We start from the raw sequence: 19,460 nt of genomic DNA, 5'->3' as shown, positions 1-19,460 counted from the left end.
GCCTGGGTGGACCTCCGGTACTGCCACGGTGGGCAGTCCCGTCACCGGCATCTCCGGCAGGGCCGGCGCGGACAGTGGGAGCGGCGCTCCGTTGGTGGCCGGCCCGGTCGGCAGGGCTGTCACTGGCACCGCGGGTAGGGGCGGCACGGATACGGGGAGTATCGGACCGTCGTCGGCCGGCCCGGTCGTCTCCCGGCCGAGGCGCGGCATCCGCCGCTACGGACCCGGTTCTTCGAGCGCCCTCAGGGCGTCTACGGCAGGGCGGCCGGGGTGCCGCCGGGCAGTGAGGCGGATGGAACGGCGGGGACGGCGGACCGGACCGGCAGCTCCGGCGTGGTGGGCCCGTCCTCGACGTCCGGTAGGTCCGTGACCTGCGGGAGAGAGGGGACGCTGGGCAGCTGCGGGACCTCCGGTGCCGCCACGGTCGGCAGTGCCGTCACCGGCACCTCGGGCAGGGGCGGCACGGACAACGGGAGCAGTGGAGCGTCGTCGGCCGACCCGGTCGTCTCCCGGGCGGGTGCCGTGGCCGACGGCTCGCCCGGTCGCAGGGCACCCGATCCGTCGCCGGAGCCGTCGGGGCGTAGCGCCTCCGGGGCGTGCGACGCCGGCGGGCGGGGTGCGGGGGCGGTTCCGTTGCCGTCGCCGTCGAGCGCGTACGGCAGTACGAAGCCCGCCACCGCCAGGGTCGCCGCCGTAGATGCCGCCGCTACGGCCTGGGCCCTGCCGGTTCCGCGCGGTCGCCCCCAGCCGATCAGGAACAGCGCGAATCCGAGCGTCGCGGCCAGTGAGTTCCGCAGGGTCCGGCGGGCGCGGGCCAGCAGGGACTCGACGGTCCGGTAGCTCAGCCCCATCTTCACGGCGACCTGGCCGACGTCCAGGTCCTCGGACTTCAGCCGGAGCGCCTCCGCCTGCCGGGCGGGCAGCTCCCCACTGCGCACCGCCAGCCACCTCGCCTCGGCCCGGTCGCACACCGCCTCCTCGACGGGCACCGGGCCGGGGGCGTGCAGCGTAGGGCGGGTGTGGACCTCGGCCTCGCGGTTGACCTGCCGGTAGCGGTCCACGCACAGCCGCATCGTCACCGTCGTCAGCCAGGCCGCGAGCCGCTCGTCGTCCAGGTCGGGGCGCTCGGCGGCGCGCAGCATCGCCTCGTGCACCGCGTCCTCGGCGTCCTCCTGGCTCACCGACCTGCGCCGGGCCACCTTGAGCAGCTGCTCGCGGTGGCTCCACATGCGTTCCCAGCGGTCCCCGGCCGCTGCCGTCTCCGCGGACATGTCCGTCGCCATGAGGGCCCCTTCGCGCTCATCCGCCGGAATCTTGCTGTCCGGCGAGGGGCGACATTACCTGCCAGTAGTCGCGGTTGTGGAGGGGGAGGCGGTCATCCTGTTCGCGTTCGCTGAAGATCCTCAGGTATCACGTGCTTGACTCCGCTCTTCGGGGAAGGCGAACGCCCATGGCCGGCAGGGGACTTGGGGGGCGGACGATGAATGGATCCCGGGCTGTGCCCACGGACGGACTCTGCCCGGTCTACGACGAGACCGGCGCCGCGTCCGCACGCTTCCTGCTCTGGCTGACCGGGGAGACCGGCGGCACCGCCGGACACCGGGTGCCCAGCGCCGCCTACGCACCCCACGAGCCGTGCAGCCTGGACCTCGTCGAGGGCGTCGTGGAACGCCTGGCCGCGCTCGGCTGGATCGCCGTGCACAACGACTCCGGCGCCGTGCCACCCCTGGTCAGCCCCACCGGCACCGGGCTCGAAGAGGCCCGCGCCTGGGACGAGGCGTACGCCGACCGGGACGCCCGGCGCCGGTACGCCAAGGCGGCCCTGTTCGCCTGGTGGGACCGGGCCGGGCAGCATCGGGACGGCGAGTCGGACGCCGAGGACTTCCTCTGGGCGCGGGAGGCCTTCTACTGCGGCCGGCAGCTCGGGTTGGAGGACCTGGAGTACGCCAGGGACCACCTGGACCTGCCCACCCCGGTGCATGTCGGCGTCGGAGAACAGGGCGCCGGGGTGTTCCTGTCCTTCGAGCAGCTGGCCCAGCTGGTGCAGGCGTCCCGCCCCGACCTCTCCGAGAGCGACAGCGAGGTACGGCAGGTGCGCGAGCTCGCCGGCGCCCTGACCGAGGCCTCACGGCGCGGCGCCGAGCCGGACGCGGGCATGCTGGAGCGCTTCCTGAAGCACAGCAGGGACCTGGTGGGCCGGGACATGGCGTCCGGCATCGTCTCCGAGATCATCAACTCGATGCTGAGGCTGGGATGAGGGACCCCGCGGGCCGCACACCCGCGTCGGAGGAGCAGATCCCGGAGGCGTACGCCCGCCAGCCGCTGCTGCGCCAGCTGGTGCCCCGCCTGGTCGGCCTGGAACGTGACCGGCACCGCAGACGACGTCACCACGAGTTCGCCGAGGACCTGCCGGTGGTCCTGCTCAGCGGGCGGCACGGCACCGGTAAGAGCGCCATGCTGGACGACCTCCAGCAGGCCTACGCCCCCGACGCCGGCCCCTGGCCGGGACCGCGCGTGCCGTTCGCGCGGATCAACTGCACGGAACTCCAGGAGCGGGCCCGGGTGGGCCCGGAGATCTCCAACAACTCCTTCGCGGTGGAGGTCCTCGTCGAGCTCGTCACCCAGCTGTCCCGTCCGGTCGCCGGGTTCGGGCGGCTCCGCTTTCCCCGGACCACCGCCGGGCTGCTCGCCGTGGTGTCCGCCCGGCGCCCCGGCAACGACGACGAGCTGCGGGTGGCCGACCGGCACACGGCCGCCCTGATGGGCCCGACTCGGACGCCCCTCCCGATCCACCGGACCGGCAGCTGTACGTCAGGGCCGCCACCACGGCCTCGTCCATCCCCGCCCCCCTCTTGTCGCATCAGGCGCCGAGCGCCGCCAGCACGACGGACCCGGCCTCCTCCTGGACCTGGCGCAGATGGTCCGGGCCGAGGAAGGACTCCGCGTAGATCTTGTAGACGTCCTCGGTGCCCGAAGGGCGGGCCGCGAACCAGGCGTTGGCGGTGGCGACCTTGATCCCGCCGAGGGCGGCGCCGTTGCCGGGGGCCTCGGTGAGCACCGTGGTGACCGGTTCGCCGGCGAGGGTGTCGGCGGTGACCTGGCGCGGGGACAGCTTGGCGAGTAGCGCCTTCTCCTCGCGGGAGGCCGGGGCGTCGACGCGCGCATAGGCGGGGGCGCCGAAGCGGTCGGTGAGCTGCGCGTAGTGCTCCGAGGGCGTCTTGTCGGTGACGGCCGCGATCTCGGAAGCGAGCAGCGCCAGGATGATGCCGTCCTTGTCGGTGGTCCACACCGAGCCGTCGCGGCGCAGGAAGGACGCGCCCGCCGACTCCTCGCCGCCGAAGCCGAGCGTTCCGTCGGACAGGCCGTCCACGAACCACTTGAATCCGACCGGGACTTCGACCAGCGGTCGGCCGACGTCCGCCGCGACCCGGTCGATCATGCCGGACGACACCAGGGTCTTGCCGATCCCGGAACCCGCGGGCCACTGCTCCCGGTGCGAGAACAGGTAGGAAATCGCCACGGCCAGATAGTGGTTGGGGTTCATCAGGCCCCCGTCCGGTGTCACGATGCCGTGCCGGTCGGCGTCGGCGTCGTTGCCCGTGGAGATGTCGAACCGGTCGCGCTGCTCGATGAGCGAGGCCATGGCGTACGGCGAGGAACAGTCCATGCGGATCTTGCCGTCCCAGTCCAGCGTCATGAAGCGCCAGGTGGGATCGGTGAGCGGGTTCACCACCGTCAGGTCGAGCCCGTGCTGTTCGGCGATCCGGCCCCAGTAGGCGACCGCGGCGCCGCCGAGCGGATCGGCGCCGATGCGCACGCCGGCGGCGCGGATCGCCTCCAGGTCCAGCACGTTCGGCAGGTCGGCCACATAGGTGCCGAGGAAGTCGTGGCGGCCGGTGCCGGGTGCGGCCAGGGCGCGGCCGTAGGGGATGCGTCGTACGTCCTTCAGACCGCCGGTGATGATCTCGTTGGCGCGGTCCTGGATCCAGGAGGTCGCCTCGGAGCCGGCCGGGCCGCCGCTCGGCGGGTTGTACTTGAAGCCGCCGTCGGCGGGCGGGTTGTGTGAGGGGGTGACCACCACGCCGTCCGCGAGGCCGGACGTGCGGTTCCGGTTGTGGGTGAGGATGGCGTGCGAGACCGCCGGGGTGGGCGTGTAGCCGTCGGCCTGGTCGATGAGGACGGTCACGTCGTTGGCGGCGAACACCTCCAGTGCCGTGATCCGCGCGGGCTCGGACAGGGCGTGGGTGTCGGCGCCGAGGAAGAGGGGGCCGTCGGTGCCCTGGGCGGCGCGGTACTCGCAGATGGCCTGGCTGGTGGCCGCGATGTGGTCCTCGTTGAACGCCGCCGCGAGGGACGAGCCGCGGTGTCCCGAGGTGCCGAACGCCACCCGTTGCCCGGGGTCGGCCGGGTCGGGGTGCAGCGCGTAGTACGCCGTGACCAGGCGGGCCACATCGATGAGGTCCTCGGGCCCGGCGACCTGCCCCGCTCGCGCGTTCTGCATTGCCCCGCTCCTCCGCAAGAGTCGACCGTTGGGTACGGCCCTCATTCTCCCCTGCCCGGCCCGCAGGGACGCACACCGGGCGGCCGTTGTGCCACGCGTCCGGCGGGTGCGACGATGCAGGTCGGCGAGCGAAGGGACACCGACGTGAGGCACGAGGACCAACGGCCGCCCGCCGCGGTGCTGTTCGACGCACTGGGCCCTGACTACGAGAAGGCGTTCGGCCATGCCCCCGCGCACCTGTCCGCGCTGGAGTGGCTGATCGAGCGGCTGCCGCCCGCGGCGCGGACGCTGGACGTGGGCAGCGGTACCGGGCGGCCCACCGCGGCCGCGCTCATCGAGGCAGGGCACTCGGTGCTGGGCGTCGACATCTCCCCCGTCATGGTCGAACTCGCCGCCCGTCAGGTCCCCGAGGCCGAGTTCCGCTGCGGCGACATCCGGGATCTCCCGCTCGAGGCGGACTCGTTCGACGGCGTGTGCGTGTTCTTCTCGCTGCTGCAGATGACCCGCGCCGAGCAGTCGGCTCTGACGCGGCGCCTGGCCCTGGCCCTGAGGCCCGGCGGGCATCTGGTGCTGGCCACCGTGCCCGCGGACGTGGAGGACGTCGAGGTGGTCTTCATGGGCCGGCCGGTCCGCGCGACGAGCTTCGCCGAGGAGGACGTCACCGGCATGGTGGGGGCGGCGGGGCTGACGGTGCTGTCCCGACACAGCACCACCTTCACCCCGGACCACCCCGGCGGCAGGCCCGAGCCCCACCTCTTCCTGCACTGCCGCCGCGACGAGACCGGGCGCTGACACTCAGGCGCTTTCCACCAGAAGGTCACCGCCCTCGACCTGCTGGGTCCGTACCGGGATCTCGTGGCATGACCTGCCGGACCGCTCTGGGCCGTGGAAGAAGGTGCAGGGCGGAGGGATGCCCTGGTCGGTTAGGGTCGCGTTGTGGCGGACGAAGCGACTCCGTCCCGGTGAAATTGATTGGCCTGGGGTGCATTGCGGCTGTGAAGCGGTCGACTGGTGCACCCCCGTTGTGCCCTGATGTGCCCCCGCGGTGGGTGATCTGGGTAAACGTGCAGGTCAGAGGCGCGTTCTGGGGGCACAATGCGATTGAGAGTGGAGTTCACGACCGAGCCCTTCGACCTCGACGAACCACCCGCGCACGCGCTGGTGGCCCGCCAGGTCGTCGAGGCGGCCGAGCTGGACTCGGTGGACGTCGGCCCGTTCGGCAACACCGCCGAGGGCGGTGCCGACGGGGTCCTCACCGCCGTGGACGCCCTGCTGCGCAAGACCCTGGAGGCCGGGGCCACCCGGATCTCGCTCCAGGTCAACGTGGTCGGGGAGGACGAGCAGTGACCGGCGCCGCGGACGAGCCGTTCATCGCGGCCGTGAAGCCGCTGGTCGACGCCATGGGCGGCGAGCTGCTCCCGCCCGACGAGGCCGGCCCCGACGACGTCGTCCTGTCCTGGGAGGGCACCGACGTGGTCGCCGTACGCCTGCCCCAGCTGGCCGACTCCCTGGACCACATCCTGGCCGCCATGGAGCGCAAGAAGGGCAAGCCGCTCGCCGACCTGGACCGCAAGGCCAAGCAGGAGGTCGTACGGATACTCGAGGCGCGCGGCGCCTTCTCCGTACGGCACGGCGTGGAGACCGTCGCGAGCGCACTGGGCGTCAGCCGCTTCACCGTCTACAACTACCTCAACCGCGAGAAACAAGCCTGATCGACGGGTCTTGTAACCCGGAATTTTCAACAAAGTGTTGACGCGGTCTTTCGGAGGGCGTTAGCTGGCGGCAGCCCTTTCAGTACAAGGCCGCGGAGGCTCCCGTGACGTCCACACCCACGCCGTCGGGCCTGGCCCGGTTCAACGCCATCGAGGAGCACGCGGTCTTCGCCGCCCTCCACGAGGTGTGCGCCTCCACGGCATGGGCCAAGCGGCTGCTCGCCGCCCGTCCGTACGCCACCACCGACGACCTCTACGCCGAGAGCGACGCCGCGATGGCCGAGCTGACGCCCGGGGACCTGGCGGAGGCGATGGCCGGGCACCCGCCGATCGGCCGCCCCAAGGACGGCGACCCGACCTCGGCCCGGGAGCAGCGCGGCATGGCCGGCGCCTCCGAGGAGCTCGGGGCGGAGATGCTCGAACTGAACCTGGCCTACCAGGAGAGGTTCGGCCATGTCTTCCTGATCTGCGCCAGCGGCCGCACCGGCGAGGAGATGCGCGACGCGGTCAAGGAACGGATCGGCAACTCGCCGGAGCAGGAGCGGGAGATCGTCCGCACCGAGCTGGGCAAGATCAACCGTATCCGCCTGGCCCGACTCGTCGAGGACGACGACTGAAGAGGACGCCTGACCATGAGCACCAGCACCACAGCCTCCGTGTCCACGCACATCCTGGACACCAGCATCGGCCGCCCCGCCGAGGCCGTCGCCGTCCACCTCTCCGCCCGTAGCGGGCGGGCCGCCCATTACGGGCAAGGGGGAGACTGGCAGGCGCTCGGCGGCTCCGCGACCGACGTGGACGGGCGGTGCAAGGACCTCCCGGCACTGCCGGAGGGGACCACACACGTACGGCTCGACTTCGCGGTCGAGGCGTACTTCGAGAAGTTCGCGAACAAGCAAGCCGATGCGCAGCAGGACGCCCCCGCGAATCGGGACAGCGGTGCGTTTTTCCCAGAGGTAGCGATCACCTTCGCCGTGAAGCCCGGCGAGCACTACCACGTACCGCTGCTGCTCAACCCGTTCGGCTACTCCGTTTACCGAGGGAGCTAGCAGAAGATGACTGACAATTCCCGGCCCGCCCGCCCTGTGATCCTGGGACAGAACCAGTACGGCAAGGCCGAGAACCGAGTCGTGAAGATCACGCGGGACGGCGCCACCCACCACATCAAGGACCTCAACGTCTCGGTGTCGCTGAGCGGCGACATGGACGAGGTCCACTACTCCGGCTCGAACGCCCACGTCCTGCCGACCGACACCACCAAGAACACGGTGTACGCGTTCGCCAAGGAGCACGGCATCGAGTCCGCCGAGCAGTTCGGCATCCACCTCGCCCGGCACTTCGTGACGAGTCAGGAGCCGATCAAGACGGCCCGTATCCGTATCGAGGAGTACGCCTGGGAGCGGATCGAGGCATCGGACGCCAACTCCCGGTTCATCGGCGCGGACGAGGCCAAGCACTCCTTCGTGCGGAAGGGCCAGGAGACCCGGCTCACGCAGATCACGTACGACGGTGAGTCGTGGGAGGTCGTCTCCGGCCTCAAGGACCTGGTCGTGATGAACTCGACCAACTCCGAGTTCTGGGGCTACGTCAAGGACAAGTACACGACGCTCCAGGAGGCGTACGACCGCATCCTGGCCACCCAGGTCTCCAGCCGCTGGCGGTTCAACTGGACCGACGACGAGCAGCGGATGCCCAACTGGGAGAAGTCCTACGAGCAGACGCGGAAGCACATGCTCCAGGCCTTCGCCGAGACGTACTCGCTGTCGCTCCAGCAGACCCTTTACCAAATGGGTTCACGGATCATCGACAACCGCAGCGAGATCGACGAGGTCCGCTTCTCCCTCCCGAACAAGCACCACTTCCTGGTGGACCTGGAGCCGTTCGGGCTGAAGAACGCCACCGAGGACGGTGCCGTGTACTTCGCCGCCGACCGCCCCTACGGCCTGATCGAGGCGACCATCCTGCGGGACGGCTGCGAGCCGAAGATCCCGGTGGACCTCACCAACCTCTGATCAACTCCATTTTCGGCACCCGTGGCCGGGGAATCGGTCCTCCCGGCGCCCCGGCCACGGCACTCAAAACTCCCGGGGTCCTGCCGTGCCCTCTCCACAGAACGCAAAGGACGAACCATGGCAGCAGACCGGCGCATCGTCATCGAGAACTGTGCGATCGCGACCGTCGACGCGAACGACACCGAACACGCCTCGGGACATGTGGTCGTCGCCGGCAACCGCATCGAGTCGGTCGGCGCGGGCCGGGCCCCCGAGGGCCTGGAGAACGTCGCACGCCGTATCGACGCCTCCGGCCACCTCGTGACCCCCGGCCTGGTCAACACCCACCACCACTTCTACCAGTGGATCACCCGGGGCCTGGCCACGGACCACAACCTCTTCAACTGGCTGGTCGCGCTGTACCCGACGTGGGCGCGCATCGACGAGCCGATGGTGTACCAGGCCGCGCAGGGCTCGCTCGCGATGATGGCCCGCGGCGGCGTCACCACCGCCATGGACCACCACTACGTCTTCCCGCGGGGCTCCGGCGACCTGTCCGGCGCGATCATCCGCGCCGCCCGCGAGATGGGCGTCCGCTTCACCCTCGCCCGCGGCTCCATGGACCGCAGCGAGAAGGACGGCGGCCTGCCCCCGGACTTCGCCGTCGAGACCCTGGACGGCGCGCTCACCGCCACCGAGGCCACCGTCAAGGAGCACCACGACGCCTCCTTCGACGCGATGACCCAGGTCGCCGTCGCCCCCTGCTCCCCCTTCTCCGTCTCCACCGAACTACTCCGCCAGGGAGCCGAGTTGGCCCGTCGGCTCGGCGTACGGCTGCACACCCACGGCTCGGAGACCGTGGAGGAGGAGCAGTTCTGCAAGGAACTGTTCGGCATGGGCCCGACCGACTACTTCGAGTCCACCGGCTGGCTCGGTGAGGACGTGTGGATGGCGCACTGCGTCCACATGAACGACTCCGACATCGCCGCCTTCGCCCGCACGAAGACCGGCGTCGCCCACTGCCCGTCCTCCAACGCCCGCCTCGCCGCCGGCATCGCGCGCGTCCCCGACATGCTGGCGGCCGGCGTCCCGGTCGGCCTCGGCGTCGACGGTACGGCGTCCAACGAGTCCGGCGAGCTCCACACCGAGCTGCGCAACGCCCTCCTCATCAACCGCCTCGGCGCCCACCGCGAGGCCGCCCTCAACGCCCGTCAGGCGCTGCGCCTCGGAACGTACGGCGGCGCCCAAGTCCTGGGCCGGGCAAGCGAGATCGGCTCCCTTGAGCCGGGCAAGCTGGCCGACCTGGTGCTGTGGAAGCTGGACACCCTCGCCCACGCCTCGATCGCCGACCCGGTGACCGCGCTGGTCTTCGGCGCGGCGGCGCCGGTCACGGCCTCGTTCGTGAACGGCCGTCAGATCGTCGAGGACAACCGCCTGCTGCACGCCGACGAGGACGCGATCGCCCGCTCCACGCGCGCGGAAGCACAGCGGCTGGCGCGGATCGCCGTGCAGGGCTGACCAGTTGAAGAACTCCGGGTGGGAGGGACGGCTCCCGACCGGAAGCCGTGGACCCGAGCGGGGTCCATGGCGGCCGTCGCCGGGGCGTGCGTAGGACGCGTACGCCCCGGAACGGTCCTCCCGTCCGCCCCCGGTCCTTCCCCCCACTCTCGGCTTCGCTCGAGCGGGAGGTGCCCCCATGCCCGCGCAGCACCTCCATGACACCTACGTCGGAGCCGACGTGTTGACCGACCGGAGGAGAGCCGCAGTGCCAGCCCAGCCAGTCCACCCGCTCATCGCCGTCGTACCCCGCCCGGTGCTCGGCGGCGCGGGTGTGGTCCTGTTCGGCTCGGTCGCGGGCCAGCGGTATCCAGACCCTGGCCCGGGCCGGCCTGGACCAGGACAACAACGTCCTGGTCGTCGCCGTCTCCCTGGCCGTCGGCATCATCCCGATCACCGCGCCGGAGTTCTACCACGCCTTCCCGGAGACCGCGAAGATCGTCCTGGACTCGGGCGTCTCGACGGGCTGTGTGGCCGCCGTCCTGCTGAACTTGGTCTTCAACCACCTCGGCAGGAACCCGGACGCGGACGACGTCACGGCACCGATGGAGCCGGTGACCACATCATGAGGTTGGCGAGCAACTCCGCCTGCTCGACGGCGTCGTCCAGGGCATGGTGCGTGTGCCGGCGCCGCGACAGCAGCTCGCGCGGCATCGTGCCCTTGGCGACGGCCCGCAGCGGGAGCCGTGCCTTCGTCGCGTAGAGGGTCTTCATGTCCAGACAGCCGGAGTGCCCGAAGGGGCTCGTGCCGGTGAAGCGGATCAGATACCAGTACAGGAAGGTCCAGTCGTACGACGCCGGATAGCCGGCCATCACCGGCTGGGCGCCCGCGCTCACCTCGTGGACCCAGTCGGTGAACTCGGCGAGTGCGACGGCCGGTTCGGCGCCCTCGGTACGGAGCCGCTCCCGGTCGAGGCCGCTCACCTGGACTGACCTGGACGGTCAAGGACGCGGGGGACAGGTTCCGCGACTGGGTCGCGGGCTCACCGTCGACGCCGGGCCCGTCGGTGTCCGCGTCGGCATCGTCATCGGCGTCGGGGGCCAGTGGTGACCGGACACCGGAGGCGTCGCAGCCCACCTCGACCGCGCCCGAGGAACCGACAGCCGTCGCCTACCCCCTCCAGCTGCTGAACGAGGAGAACTCGCTGAGCTTCCAGGACCCGAGGCAGCCCAGGGAGGACCGCAAGGGCGACATCCGCTTCGCCTGCGAGGGGACCAGCTGCGCGCTGGCGAGCGACACCAGCGTGATCGCCATGCTGTACGGCGAGCCGGGCGCCACCTTGGACACGTGCCGGTCCGCCGTCACCGGCCACAACGCCGGCCGCAGCCTCCCGCTGGCCGCGGCGGCGGCCGGCAGCGAGATCTGCATCAAGCACAACTCCGGGGACATCGCACTGTTCGTGATCCAGGTGAAGTCGACGGCGATGCCGAACATCGGCTTCGTCACCGGGGACCTGACGGTCTGGCGGGCGGCTTAGGGGTCCAGGAGTGCTAGGAGTTCCAGGAGTTGTTGCCTGTTAGGGCACTAGAGCCCGAACAGGCTCGGGTCCGCGGCGAGTTCCTTGAACAGCTCCCCGGGGTCCGAGACCAGCTTGCGGGCCTTGAGGTCCATCAGTCCGCCGACCGCCGTGATCTCGGCGGCCACCGTTCCGTCGCTCTTGCGGATCGTCTGCTCCATACGGAACGTCTTGCCCCCGCCCCAGGTGAAGCCGCACGTCACCTCGACGTCGTCGCCGGCCAGCAGTTCGCGCCGGTAGCGGATGGTCGTCTCCAGTGCCACCGGGCCCACGCCCTTCCCCACGAGGCGGGCCTGGCTGATCCCCGCCTCCCGCAGCAGGCACCAGCGGGCGTGTTCCGCGTAGCTCAGGTACACGGCCTGGTTGAGGTGACCCTGCACGTCCGTCTCGTACCCGCGGACGGTCACCGGAACGGAAAACGGTTCGGTCACGGCTTCCCCTTCTCCTGCAACGGTTGTTGGTTGAACCGATCCTGACACGTGGCCTTTACATCCGTCTCGGGGACGCCAAGAGATAGCGGGCCCTCGTCCGGGGCTCGGTGTGCTCGCCGACCTGCCAGCCGGCCTTCTCCAGGGTGGCAGCGCAGGCCCGCAGCGCGTCGGTGTCCGGCTCGTGCACGGCGACGGCGTCGGGCTGCGGGGTCGCCCGTACGCGGTAGCCCTTCAGGTCCGGGCCGGCGGGCGGGTGCCCGGCCGCCTCCAGGGCGAGCGCGGCGGCCGGCACCAGATGCCTACGCTCCCAGTCACACGGCCGGTCCGTGGCACCGTCCGGGTTCGTCATCCGGCGCAGTTCCAGCAGCCCGTGCCAGGCGCTGTGCACCTCACGGCTACGGGCGGGGCCCGCCTCCGGCGCGTCCTCCTCACCCCCGACGCGCGCGGCGAACACGCCCCGGGCGGCAGGGGGGTCCGGCTCGGGCGGCGGCGCCTCCGGTTCGGCCTCCCGGATCCGGTGCCCGGCCGGCGTCAGAAAGTGGTCGTGCGGCGGCCGCGGATGCCGGAAGGCGAGCCCGCGCTTCACCAGCGCCGCGAGCTGCGCCTCCGTACCCCTCAGCCGTCCGCTGACGGGATCGGCGGCATCGATGACACGCCGCTGGGCTGCGGTCGGTGGTCTTGTCACGGCGTGCTCCTTCCCGGGCGCTGGGGCACTGGCCCCATCCGCTTCGAAGGCTACGACCCGGGTCTGACATTCCGCCCGGCGATCACCGTGCCGCACGGTTCCCGTGCGCGGCCTCAGCTCCCCGGGAGGCCCTGGACCGACTGCGCGAGTTGTCCGACCGCGACGACGAGCGGGGTCACGGGCTGGACGAACTCGTTGAGGCGGTCCAGAGCGCGCCGCAGGACCGTGGGCTCCGGTTCGGCCTCGTCGAGTTCCTCGCGCAGGCGGCGCAGTTCCCGGGTGGTGCCCTCGGGATCGGCGAGTTCCGTGCTGTGCTCCTCCAGCAACCGCTCGACGAGCGCGAGGAGTTCGGCCGTCCGTTCGGGGTCCTGTTGCTGGAAGGAGACCGAGCCGGAGAACGCCTGGGCGCCTGGCCCCACGGCCTGGTTGCCGACGTAGTGGGTGCCGCCGCTGATCATGAGGCCGTTGTTGACCGGAGGGTCCTGTCGCCCGTCGTCGTTGCGCATGATGAGGCCCCCTACTTGTCGGAACCACCGGCGGCGCTCCGGGCGGCCGCGCCGGACTGCTGCGGGATGTTCTGTGTGGCGGTCGCGCCCGCGCCGATCGCCTGGTTGCCGATGATGCTCGTCCCGCCCTGCTGGATGACGCCCTGGTTGAGGATGGTCTGCTGCTGGGCGCGGAAGTCGGTGGTGTCGTAGCCGTGCGAGTCGAGGAACTCGCGGATGGCGGCCAAGGTGTGGCGCTGCACCAGGGAGGTGATCCGCTCGGCGTCCACGACCTGGAAGTAGTTGTGGTACTCGGGGCTCATCGCCATCTCCCGGATGCTCACCCGGGCGCCGTAGTCGTAGACCGGGTCCTGCTCCATCGCCTTGATCTCGTCCGCCATCCGCCGGTTGTGGCGGGCCTCGAAACGGGCGTGGCGCCCCGCCCGGAACGGCGCGCCGATGAACGCCTTGCCCGTGTCGAGGAGGGCGTTCACCAGCAGCCCCCGCTTCGCCGCGGGAGTGAGGGGGCCGCGCAGGCGGTCCACGACGTGGTAGGCGGCGTGCACCGGGCCGAGCACGTGGTTGTCGATGTGCAGATGGAGCGTCTTGCCCACGGTCGAGAAGTGCAGGAACACGCTCGGCACCACGTCGCCGCCCCACAGCGGCACGTGGATCGCCAGGTAGTGGCGGACCGTGCCGGTCGGACGCAGCATGATCTGCTCGACCGCCTCGGCCGACAGCCGGGTGGCCGGGGCCAGGGTCGTGGGCCTGATGAACCGGTCGTCGTCCTCGATGGTCGTGCCGCTCGCGAAGACCCGGTCCTCGATGAGGAGGGAGCCGAGCATCTCCTCGCCGGAGGGTGCCGCCCCGTCCGAGGCGGCGCGCGCAGCGACCGCGTGGAGCCGTTCGCGCACGTGGTCGACGAGCTCGGTGACCGTGAAGGGCTGCGGCTCGGCGGGGCGCGCTCTCATGCCGGCGGGATCGTCGGCGGGCAGGAGCGGCACGGTGAGCGGCCACCTGGACCTGCTCGCCGCATAGCCGATGAAGGGGGTGTATCCGCTGTACAGGGTGACGTTTCCGTCCCGCGCCTCCTTGATGGCCGCGAGCCGGTTCGCGATCCAGTTCCGCCGGGGCACCGTGGGGCGGGGCTGCCGGGCGAACGTCTCGCGGGTCATGGTGGTGCGCAGCAGCCGGTCGATGTCGAGGTGATGGCGTACGACCGTCGCGTACGCGAACGCCACCGTGCCGAGGGACGCGAGCGCGGCCGGTACCCCGGCCAGATAGGAGCCGAGCAGCCAGCGCACGAATCCGGGCGCGGGCACGAGGGAGAGGATGGCGCCGATGTAGAAGGCGAGGAGTACGACCACCCCGGCCGCGATCCCGGTGCGCATCAGCACCTTGCGGTCGGGCTGGCGTTGGCCGCGGGTGGCCAGGCTCGGCTGGGAGCCGGGGCGCCCGGTGATCCCCAGGAACAGCAGGGAGAAGACGAGCCACAGCGGCGCGACGACGGCCACGACGGCGAAGGCCGCCGCGAGGCGCAGATCGCGCCGGTGGCGGATCTCCTGGGCCGCCAGGCAGTGGCGGACCACCGCCACCAGGTCGACGTCGGGCGAGGGGGCCACGGCGCTGGCCTCGTCGGCCAGGACGTCCTCCACCACCCGGTCGGCGAAGCCGTCGTCGACGTAGGCCGCGGCGCACAGATACCGGGTGACGTCACCCGGGGTGCTCCCGACCGGCATGTGGACCGGCGCGGTCGTCATGCCGAGCCCTCCCTCTCTCCTCCGTCGCGGCGCCGTCGCGGCGCCGATGGACCTCGTGGCGGATCTCCCCGGCAGCCCGGTGATCAGGAGCGCCAGCAGCACGCCGGCCGCGAGGCCGAAGATGAGAGCACTGCGCAGCAGGTTCTTCAGCAGCGTCTCGGTCGGCGCCAGGGTCACGTTGTCGACGAAGGCCTCGTGCATGCCCCACCACAGGAGGTTCGCGAGCAGCGCCGCCAGCACGCCCACCGTGAGACAGGCGAGCCATCCCGGCGTCCGGCGGGCCGCCAGCCGCGATGTGAAGAACGCGAGCCCCGCGAGCAGCACCAGGACACCGAGATCGTTCACGACCAGGGGAGCCGTGCCGCCGTACCGGTCGGAGGACACCCACCACCCCGGGGAGAAGGCGGCCTCGACGAACCAGCGCAGCGTCTCGTTCTCGGACCCCTCGATGTAGAACTTCTCCACGTAGAAGTCCGAGAGCGGCCGCTGCACCCATGGGCTGCCCGCGACGACCAGGAGCAGGACCAGCAGCGCGAGGCGGCCGCGTAAGCCCGATGGCGTGGCCGACACACGCCGACGAGACATCAACACCTGGGGTTCCCCCATCCCCGATCCCCGAGATCAGTGGCCGCACTCTATGACATCCCCGTTCTCCGCGACCGCGAATCCGCGAACATCGCCAAGCCTGACGACCACTACTGCCGGTACCCGCTCAGGAACCGCCCGATCCGCCCGACAGCCGCCTCCAGATCATCCGCGTACGGCAGGGTGAGGATGCGGAAGTGGTCCGGCGTCGGCCAGTTGAAGCCGGTCCCCTGGACGACCTGGATCTTCTCCCGCAGCAGCAGGTCCAGGACGAACTTCTCGTCGTCGTGGATCTTGTGCACCTTGGGATCGATGCGGGGGAAGGCGTACAGGGCGCCCTTGGGCTTCACGCAGGACACGCCGGGGATCTCGTTGAGCTTCTCCCACGCGACGTTGCGCTGTTCGTGGAGGCGGCCGCCCGGCGCGGTCAGCTCGGCGATGGACTGGCGGCCGCCCAGCGCGGCCTGGATGGCGTACTGCGCGGGCGCGTTGGCACACAGCCGCATGGAGGCCAGCATGGTCAGGCCCTCCAGATAGTCCTTCGCGTGCTGCTTGGGGCCGGTGACCACCAGCCAGCCGGAGCGGAAGCCCGCCACCCGGTACGTCTTCGACAGGCCGCAGAAGGTGAGGACCACCAGGTCGGGGGCGAGGGCCGCGGCCGAGTGGTGTACCGCGTCGTCGTAGAGGATCTGGTCGTAGATCTCGTCGGCGAACACCATGAGGCCGTGGCGGCGGGCGAGGTCGAGGATGCCCTCGATGATCTCCTTGGGGTACACCGCGCCGGTGGGGTTGTTCGGGTTGATGATGACCACGGCCTTCGTACGGTTCGTGATCTTCGACGCCATGTCGTCCAGGTCCGGGTACCAGTCGGCCTGTTCGTCGCAGAGGTAGTGCACCGCCTTGCCGCCGGCGAGCGTCGTCACCGCCGTCCAGAGCGGGAAGTCCGGGGCGGGGATGAGGATTTCGTCGCCGTCCTCGACCAGCGCCTGTACGGCCATCGAGACCAGTTCGGAGACGCCGTTGCCGAGGAAGACGTCGTCGACGTCGACGTCCAGGCCCCGCTCCTGATAGCGCTGGGCCACCGCCCGGCGGGCGGACAGGATGCCTCGCGAGTCCGTGTAGCCGTGCGCCTGGGGCAGCATCCGGATCATGTCCTGGAGGATCTCCTCCGGTGCCTCGAAGCCGAAGAGCGCGGGGTTTCCGGTGTTGAGGCGCAGCACGCTGTGGCCCGCCTCCTCCAGCGCGTTCGCGTGTTCGATCACCGGACCGCGGATCTCGTAACAGACCTCGCTGAGCTTGTTCGACTGCCGGAACTCCATGCGCGCTCGCCCCTCCGGTATCTGGTGTTGCTTGGTTTTACCAAGTTCGAGCTTGGAAAGTCCAACGACATGTCTAGACTGCGTCACATGTCACCTCGCCGAAGCTACGACCAGTACTGCTCCGCCGCCCGCGCGCTCGACGTCGTCGGCGACCGCTGGACCCTGCTGATCGTCCGGGAGCTCCTCGCCGGTCCCCGGCGCTACACCGATCTGCACGCGGACCTGCCGGGCGTCAGCACGGACGTACTCGCCTCGCGGCTGAAGGACATGGAGCGGGACGGGCTGTCGACCCGGCGCCGGCTGCCGCCGCCCGGTGCGGCGTACGTGTACGAACTGACCGGACGGGGGCGGGAGTTGCTGCCGGTCCTGCAGGCGTTGGGGGAGTGGGGGCAGGCCGAGCTGGGGGAGCGGCGGCCCACCGACGCCGTACGGGCGCACTGGTTCGCGCTGCCGCTGTCGCGGGCCCTGCGGGAAAGAGGGGCGGGCGAGGGGCTCGTCGAAGTCCGGCTGGAGGAGGGGGAGTTCCATCTGTACGTCGGTGCGGAGGACGGTCCTGTCTACGGCGACGGGCCCGCTCCCGGTGAGGCCGACGCGCGGCTGGTGCTGGACGCGGAGACGTGCGCGGCGATCGCGCGGGGGGAGCTGACCGTGACCGACGCGGTGCGGGGCGGCCGTATCGAGGTGAGCGGCGACGGCACGCAGGCGAAGGCGTTGCGGGACATGTGAAAGGCCCGCTGTGCCGGAGCACAGCGGGCCTCTTGACGGTCTGTCGGGCGTCCGGTGGGCGCAGCTGCGACGCCGTCCGCGCTTGACTGTCTGTCAGGCCCCCGGAGGCACCCGCGACGGCCGTCCCGCCCCACGCGTCAGCGTGTACCCGCCGACACCCGCGAGCGCGGCCAGCATGCCGCCGATCGCGGTCCACACCCACCGGTCGGACCACCAGCCGGACGCCCAGCCGCCGCTGGGTTCGAGGCTCGCGAGCAGTGCCTCCTTGGTCGACTCCTCCTCGCCGCCCTGGGAAACGGCCCCGGCCCCCGGTACGAGCGGATGTGCCAGTGAACCGTCCACCGCCGCCGACCCGCCGATGTCCTTGGAGCCGACCTGGACCGACGCGTCCACTGGCAGACCCAGGTCGGAGGCCGCCAGGTTCACGACCGTCAGCCGGATGTAGTACGTGCCCGGCAGCGGGTCATTGGCCCACGGCTCCGACCAGGCGCGGACGGTCCGCAGGACGCAGGCCAGTTCGACCGACGCGGCGTCCGCCGCGGCGGTACGCGTCTGCGCCCCGTACTGGCAGGCCTGGCGGCGGCGCAGACCGTCGTACACGTCGATCTGCCAGGTCTCGGCGGCATGCGTCTCCGGCAGCTTCACCGTCGCGCTGACGGTGGGCCGCTGACCGGCGTCCGCGGGGAACGACCAGTACAGGTAGTCGCCCGCGGAGCCGTTCGCCGTGGCCGTCTGGCCCTGCTCGATCTCGGTCGCCGTACGGAAGGACGTACCGGCCGCCGTGGGCGCCGAGCCGTCCTCCGACGCGCCGGGTGACGGCGTGGAGTCGGCGGCGGCCGGGGAGGCCGCAAGGCCGAGCATCAGTGCAGCGGTGCTCAACACACGTGTGATCCACATCAGTTGGTCCTCCAGACCGCGACGCGCCAGCGCGACAGCCAGCCCCAGACGAGACCGGCGAGGAAGCCGGCGAGGATCAGCGCGCCGAGCAGCCACCAGCCGCGCCCGAGACCGAAGGAGGCCACGTCGCTCGCCTCGCTCGGCGCGTCCACGACGTCGACCGTCAGTTCCAGCGGCAGACCGGGTGTGGTCTGCACACCGGAGGCCGCCGAGAAGGACTGGGTGACCTGGAGGCACACGGCCTCGGCCGGAGCGTCCTCCTCGTCGCTCTCCGCCTTCGGGTAGCGCAGACCGGTGGAGACGACGTCCGTGCGGCCGTTGCCCGCCGACTCGCCGCGCACGATCTCGCGGCCGTGCGTCGTCACCGCCCGCAGCAGCACCCCGTAGGAGGGGTTCACGGCCCGGTCGGCGCCCACGCTCACCGAGGCGCGCAACTCCTGGCCGGGCTCGACGTCGACGCGGTACCAGCGCTGCTTCCCGAACTCCTCGCGGTCGGTGTACAGACCGGACTTCAGGGTCGGCGCCTGCGCACACGCGGCGGCACCCTCGGTGGCCACCGGCGTCACCACCGGCGCGGCCGCCCGGTCCACCAACTGGTTGACCTTATCGGTGAGTTCGTCGGTGTGCTCGACCGACGTGTACGTCCCGCCGGTCGCCTCGGCGATGCAGCTCAGCTGCTGCCGCAGCTTGGTGTTCGGGACCAGGCCGAGGGTGTCGATGGTCAGCCCGATGCCCTTGGCGGCGATCTCGCGGGCCACCTCGCACGGGTCGAGCGGCGCGCAGGTGTCCTCGCCGTCGCTGATCAGCACGATGCGCTTGGAGCCGTTGCCACCGTCGAGGTCGTCGGCCGCCTTCAGCAGGGCGGGGCCGATCGGCGTCCAGCCGGTGGGCGAGAGGGTCGCCACCGCCGTCTTGGCCTCGGTACGGTCCAGCGGGCCCACCGGATAGAGCTGCGCGGTGTCCTTGCAGCCCGTCTGCCGGTCGTCGCCCGGGTAGTCGGCGCCCAGCGTGCGGATGCCGAGCTGGACCTCCTCGGGCGTCGCGTCGAGCACCTCGTTGAACGCCTGCTTCGCCGCCGCCATCCGCGACTGGCCGTCGATGTCCCGCGCCCGCATGGAACCGCTCACGTCGAGGACGAGGTTCACCTTCGGCGCGTCCTCGCCCGTGGGTTCGCCGGCCAACGCTCCGGCCGGGAAGGCGAGCCCGGCCGTCAGCGCGGCGAGCAGGGCACAGGCGCCTGCCGCCAGCCGTGTTCTTGTGATCATCGGCGGATCCTATTGACCCGGAGGGCCGG

Annotated in this window: 21 protein-coding genes and 1 pseudogene; 11 read left to right on the top strand and 11 right to left on the bottom strand. The window is 71.2% G+C overall.

Translation table 11 applies throughout. The features are described from left to right. Positions 1-251: 251 nt before the first annotated feature. Complete coding sequence (locus AQJ91_RS39765) at positions 252-1,283, bottom strand: sigma-70 family RNA polymerase sigma factor (protein WP_067032172.1); 1,032 nt, start codon at positions 1,281-1,283, stop codon at positions 252-254. Positions 1,284-1,498: 215 nt separating this feature from the next. Between AQJ91_RS39765 and AQJ91_RS39760 the strand changes: the two genes are divergently transcribed. Next, positions 1,499-2,257, top strand: coding sequence for a hypothetical protein (locus tag AQJ91_RS39760; RefSeq protein ID WP_067032169.1), 759 nt, complete (start codon positions 1,499-1,501; stop codon positions 2,255-2,257). A 220-nt stretch (positions 2,258-2,477) separates the two neighbouring features. Here AQJ91_RS39760 and AQJ91_RS54080 read toward each other — a convergent pair whose 3' ends face one another. After that, complete coding sequence (locus AQJ91_RS54080) at positions 2,478-2,621, bottom strand: hypothetical protein (protein ID WP_159054763.1); 144 nt, start codon at positions 2,619-2,621, stop codon at positions 2,478-2,480. A gap of 239 nt (positions 2,622-2,860) precedes the next feature. Further along, a complete protein-coding gene (pgm, locus tag AQJ91_RS39750; protein ID WP_067032163.1) occupies positions 2,861-4,501 on the bottom strand; it encodes a phosphoglucomutase (alpha-D-glucose-1,6-bisphosphate-dependent) in 1,641 nt (546 codons plus the stop codon). A 114-nt stretch (positions 4,502-4,615) separates the two neighbouring features. On the opposite strand from pgm, the gene AQJ91_RS39745 reads away from it, so the two are divergent. The 8 genes and pseudogenes from AQJ91_RS39745 to AQJ91_RS39710 all read left to right on the top strand — a co-directional run. After that, entirely contained in the window at positions 4,616-5,293 is a 678-nt protein-coding gene (locus tag AQJ91_RS39745; protein ID WP_067032160.1) for a class I SAM-dependent methyltransferase, read from the top strand. Between the two features lie 303 nt (positions 5,294-5,596). Further along, the gene (locus AQJ91_RS39740; RefSeq protein WP_067032157.1) at positions 5,597-5,848 is read left to right on the top strand and encodes a YkoF family thiamine-binding protein; all 252 of its coding nucleotides are present in this window, start codon (positions 5,597-5,599) and stop codon (positions 5,846-5,848) included. Continuing rightward, positions 5,845-6,213, top strand: coding sequence for a helix-turn-helix domain-containing protein (locus AQJ91_RS39735; protein ID WP_067032154.1), 369 nt, complete (start codon positions 5,845-5,847; stop codon positions 6,211-6,213). The genes AQJ91_RS39740 and AQJ91_RS39735 overlap by 4 nt, the downstream gene beginning before the upstream one ends. 104 nt (positions 6,214-6,317) lie before the next feature. Then, the gene (gene uraD / locus AQJ91_RS39730; protein ID WP_067032151.1) at positions 6,318-6,830 is read left to right on the top strand and encodes a 2-oxo-4-hydroxy-4-carboxy-5-ureidoimidazoline decarboxylase; all 513 of its coding nucleotides are present in this window, start codon (positions 6,318-6,320) and stop codon (positions 6,828-6,830) included. A 15-nt stretch (positions 6,831-6,845) separates the two neighbouring features. Then, a complete protein-coding gene (gene uraH / locus AQJ91_RS39725) occupies positions 6,846-7,262 on the top strand; it encodes a hydroxyisourate hydrolase (RefSeq protein ID WP_067032148.1) in 417 nt (138 codons plus the stop codon). 6 nt (positions 7,263-7,268) lie between these two features. Beyond that, the gene (gene pucL, locus AQJ91_RS39720; RefSeq protein WP_067032145.1) at positions 7,269-8,225 is read left to right on the top strand and encodes a factor-independent urate hydroxylase; all 957 of its coding nucleotides are present in this window, start codon (positions 7,269-7,271) and stop codon (positions 8,223-8,225) included. Positions 8,226-8,342: 117 nt separating this feature from the next. Further along, positions 8,343-9,722, top strand: coding sequence for an 8-oxoguanine deaminase (locus AQJ91_RS39715; RefSeq protein WP_067032143.1), 1,380 nt, complete (start codon positions 8,343-8,345; stop codon positions 9,720-9,722). Positions 9,723-9,993: 271 nt separating this feature from the next. Next, a pseudogene (locus AQJ91_RS39710) lies at positions 9,994-10,330 on the top strand (solute carrier family 23 protein); the annotation flags it as partial. Here AQJ91_RS39710 and AQJ91_RS39705 read toward each other — a convergent pair. Continuing rightward, the gene (locus AQJ91_RS39705; protein ID WP_234383326.1) at positions 10,296-10,685 is read right to left on the bottom strand and encodes a 3'-5' exoribonuclease domain-containing protein; all 390 of its coding nucleotides are present in this window, start codon (positions 10,683-10,685) and stop codon (positions 10,296-10,298) included. The pseudogene AQJ91_RS39710 and the gene AQJ91_RS39705 overlap by 35 nt on opposite strands. An 83-nt stretch (positions 10,686-10,768) precedes the next feature. Here AQJ91_RS39705 and AQJ91_RS39700 point away from each other — a divergent pair, with 83 nt between their 5' ends. After that, entirely contained in the window at positions 10,769-11,239 is a 471-nt protein-coding gene (locus AQJ91_RS39700) for a hypothetical protein (protein WP_067032137.1), read from the top strand. Positions 11,240-11,286: 47 nt separating this feature from the next. Here the strand turns inward: AQJ91_RS39700 and AQJ91_RS39695 are convergent, their stop codons facing one another. The 5 genes from AQJ91_RS39695 to AQJ91_RS39675 all read right to left on the bottom strand — a co-directional run bounded on the left by AQJ91_RS39695 (position 11,287) and on the right by AQJ91_RS39675 (position 16,543). After that, positions 11,287-11,709, bottom strand: coding sequence for an acyl-CoA thioesterase (locus AQJ91_RS39695; protein ID WP_067032133.1), 423 nt, complete (start codon positions 11,707-11,709; stop codon positions 11,287-11,289). Positions 11,710-11,764: 55 nt separating this feature from the next. Continuing rightward, entirely contained in the window at positions 11,765-12,394 is a 630-nt protein-coding gene (locus tag AQJ91_RS39690; RefSeq protein ID WP_067032131.1) for a hypothetical protein, read from the bottom strand. A gap of 113 nt (positions 12,395-12,507) precedes the next feature. After that, positions 12,508-12,900 (bottom strand): hypothetical protein, encoded by a 393-nt coding sequence (locus AQJ91_RS39685; protein WP_067032128.1) that lies wholly within the window; start codon positions 12,898-12,900, stop codon positions 12,508-12,510. Between the two features lie 11 nt (positions 12,901-12,911). Further along, positions 12,912-15,209, bottom strand: a complete 2,298-nt coding sequence (locus tag AQJ91_RS39680; RefSeq protein WP_407696992.1) for a hypothetical protein — start codon at positions 15,207-15,209, stop codon at positions 12,912-12,914. Positions 15,210-15,334: 125 nt separating this feature from the next. Next, entirely contained in the window at positions 15,335-16,543 is a 1,209-nt protein-coding gene (locus AQJ91_RS39675) for a pyridoxal phosphate-dependent aminotransferase (RefSeq protein WP_067032125.1), read from the bottom strand. An 87-nt stretch (positions 16,544-16,630) separates the two neighbouring features. On the opposite strand from AQJ91_RS39675, the gene AQJ91_RS39670 reads away from it, so the two are divergent. After that, entirely contained in the window at positions 16,631-17,269 is a 639-nt protein-coding gene (locus AQJ91_RS39670; protein WP_067032122.1) for a winged helix-turn-helix transcriptional regulator, read from the top strand. A 93-nt stretch (positions 17,270-17,362) separates the two neighbouring features. Here AQJ91_RS39670 and AQJ91_RS39665 read toward each other — a convergent pair whose 3' ends face one another. Both AQJ91_RS39665 and AQJ91_RS39660 read right to left on the bottom strand, forming a co-directional pair. After that, the gene (locus AQJ91_RS39665) at positions 17,363-18,166 is read right to left on the bottom strand and encodes a hypothetical protein (RefSeq protein WP_067032119.1); all 804 of its coding nucleotides are present in this window, start codon (positions 18,164-18,166) and stop codon (positions 17,363-17,365) included. Beyond that, the gene (locus tag AQJ91_RS39660; RefSeq protein WP_067032116.1) at positions 18,166-19,431 is read right to left on the bottom strand and encodes a VWA domain-containing protein; all 1,266 of its coding nucleotides are present in this window, start codon (positions 19,429-19,431) and stop codon (positions 18,166-18,168) included. The genes AQJ91_RS39665 and AQJ91_RS39660 overlap by 1 nt, the downstream gene beginning before the upstream one ends. Between the last annotated feature and the right edge of the window lie 29 nt (positions 19,432-19,460).

The sequence above is a fragment of the Streptomyces dysideae genome, assembly GCF_001514305.1.
Classification (GTDB): Bacteria; Actinomycetota; Actinomycetes; order Streptomycetales; family Streptomycetaceae; genus Streptomyces; species Streptomyces dysideae.
This window is presented reverse-complemented; position numbering and strand designations above follow the sequence as displayed.

What these genes read in the sequence shown, in the direction of transcription:
- pucL (WP_067032145.1), top strand. Translation starts at nt 7,269, where the DNA reads ATGACTGACAATTCCCGGCCCGCCCGCCCTGTGATCCTGGGACAGAAC.
- uraH (WP_067032148.1), top strand. Translation starts at nt 6,846, where the DNA reads ATGAGCACCAGCACCACAGCCTCCGTGTCCACGCACATCCTGGACACC.
- AQJ91_RS39660 (WP_067032116.1), bottom strand. Translation starts at nt 19,431, where the DNA reads ATGATCACAAGAACACGGCTGGCGGCAGGCGCCTGTGCCCTGCTCGCC.
- AQJ91_RS39715 (WP_067032143.1), top strand. Translation starts at nt 8,343, where the DNA reads ATGGCAGCAGACCGGCGCATCGTCATCGAGAACTGTGCGATCGCGACC.
- AQJ91_RS39745 (WP_067032160.1), top strand. Translation starts at nt 4,616, where the DNA reads ATGCAGGTCGGCGAGCGAAGGGACACCGACGTGAGGCACGAGGACCAA.
- AQJ91_RS39670 (WP_067032122.1), top strand. Translation starts at nt 16,631, where the DNA reads ATGTCACCTCGCCGAAGCTACGACCAGTACTGCTCCGCCGCCCGCGCG.
- AQJ91_RS39685 (WP_067032128.1), bottom strand. Translation starts at nt 12,900, where the DNA reads ATGCGCAACGACGACGGGCGACAGGACCCTCCGGTCAACAACGGCCTC.
- AQJ91_RS39740 (WP_067032157.1), top strand. Translation starts at nt 5,597, where the DNA reads ATGCGATTGAGAGTGGAGTTCACGACCGAGCCCTTCGACCTCGACGAA.
- AQJ91_RS39665 (WP_067032119.1), bottom strand. Translation starts at nt 18,166, where the DNA reads ATGTGGATCACACGTGTGTTGAGCACCGCTGCACTGATGCTCGGCCTT.
- AQJ91_RS39765 (WP_067032172.1), bottom strand. Translation starts at nt 1,283, where the DNA reads ATGGCGACGGACATGTCCGCGGAGACGGCAGCGGCCGGGGACCGCTGG.
- AQJ91_RS39675 (WP_067032125.1), bottom strand. Translation starts at nt 16,543, where the DNA reads ATGGAGTTCCGGCAGTCGAACAAGCTCAGCGAGGTCTGTTACGAGATC.
- pgm (WP_067032163.1), bottom strand. Translation starts at nt 4,501, where the DNA reads ATGCAGAACGCGCGAGCGGGGCAGGTCGCCGGGCCCGAGGACCTCATC.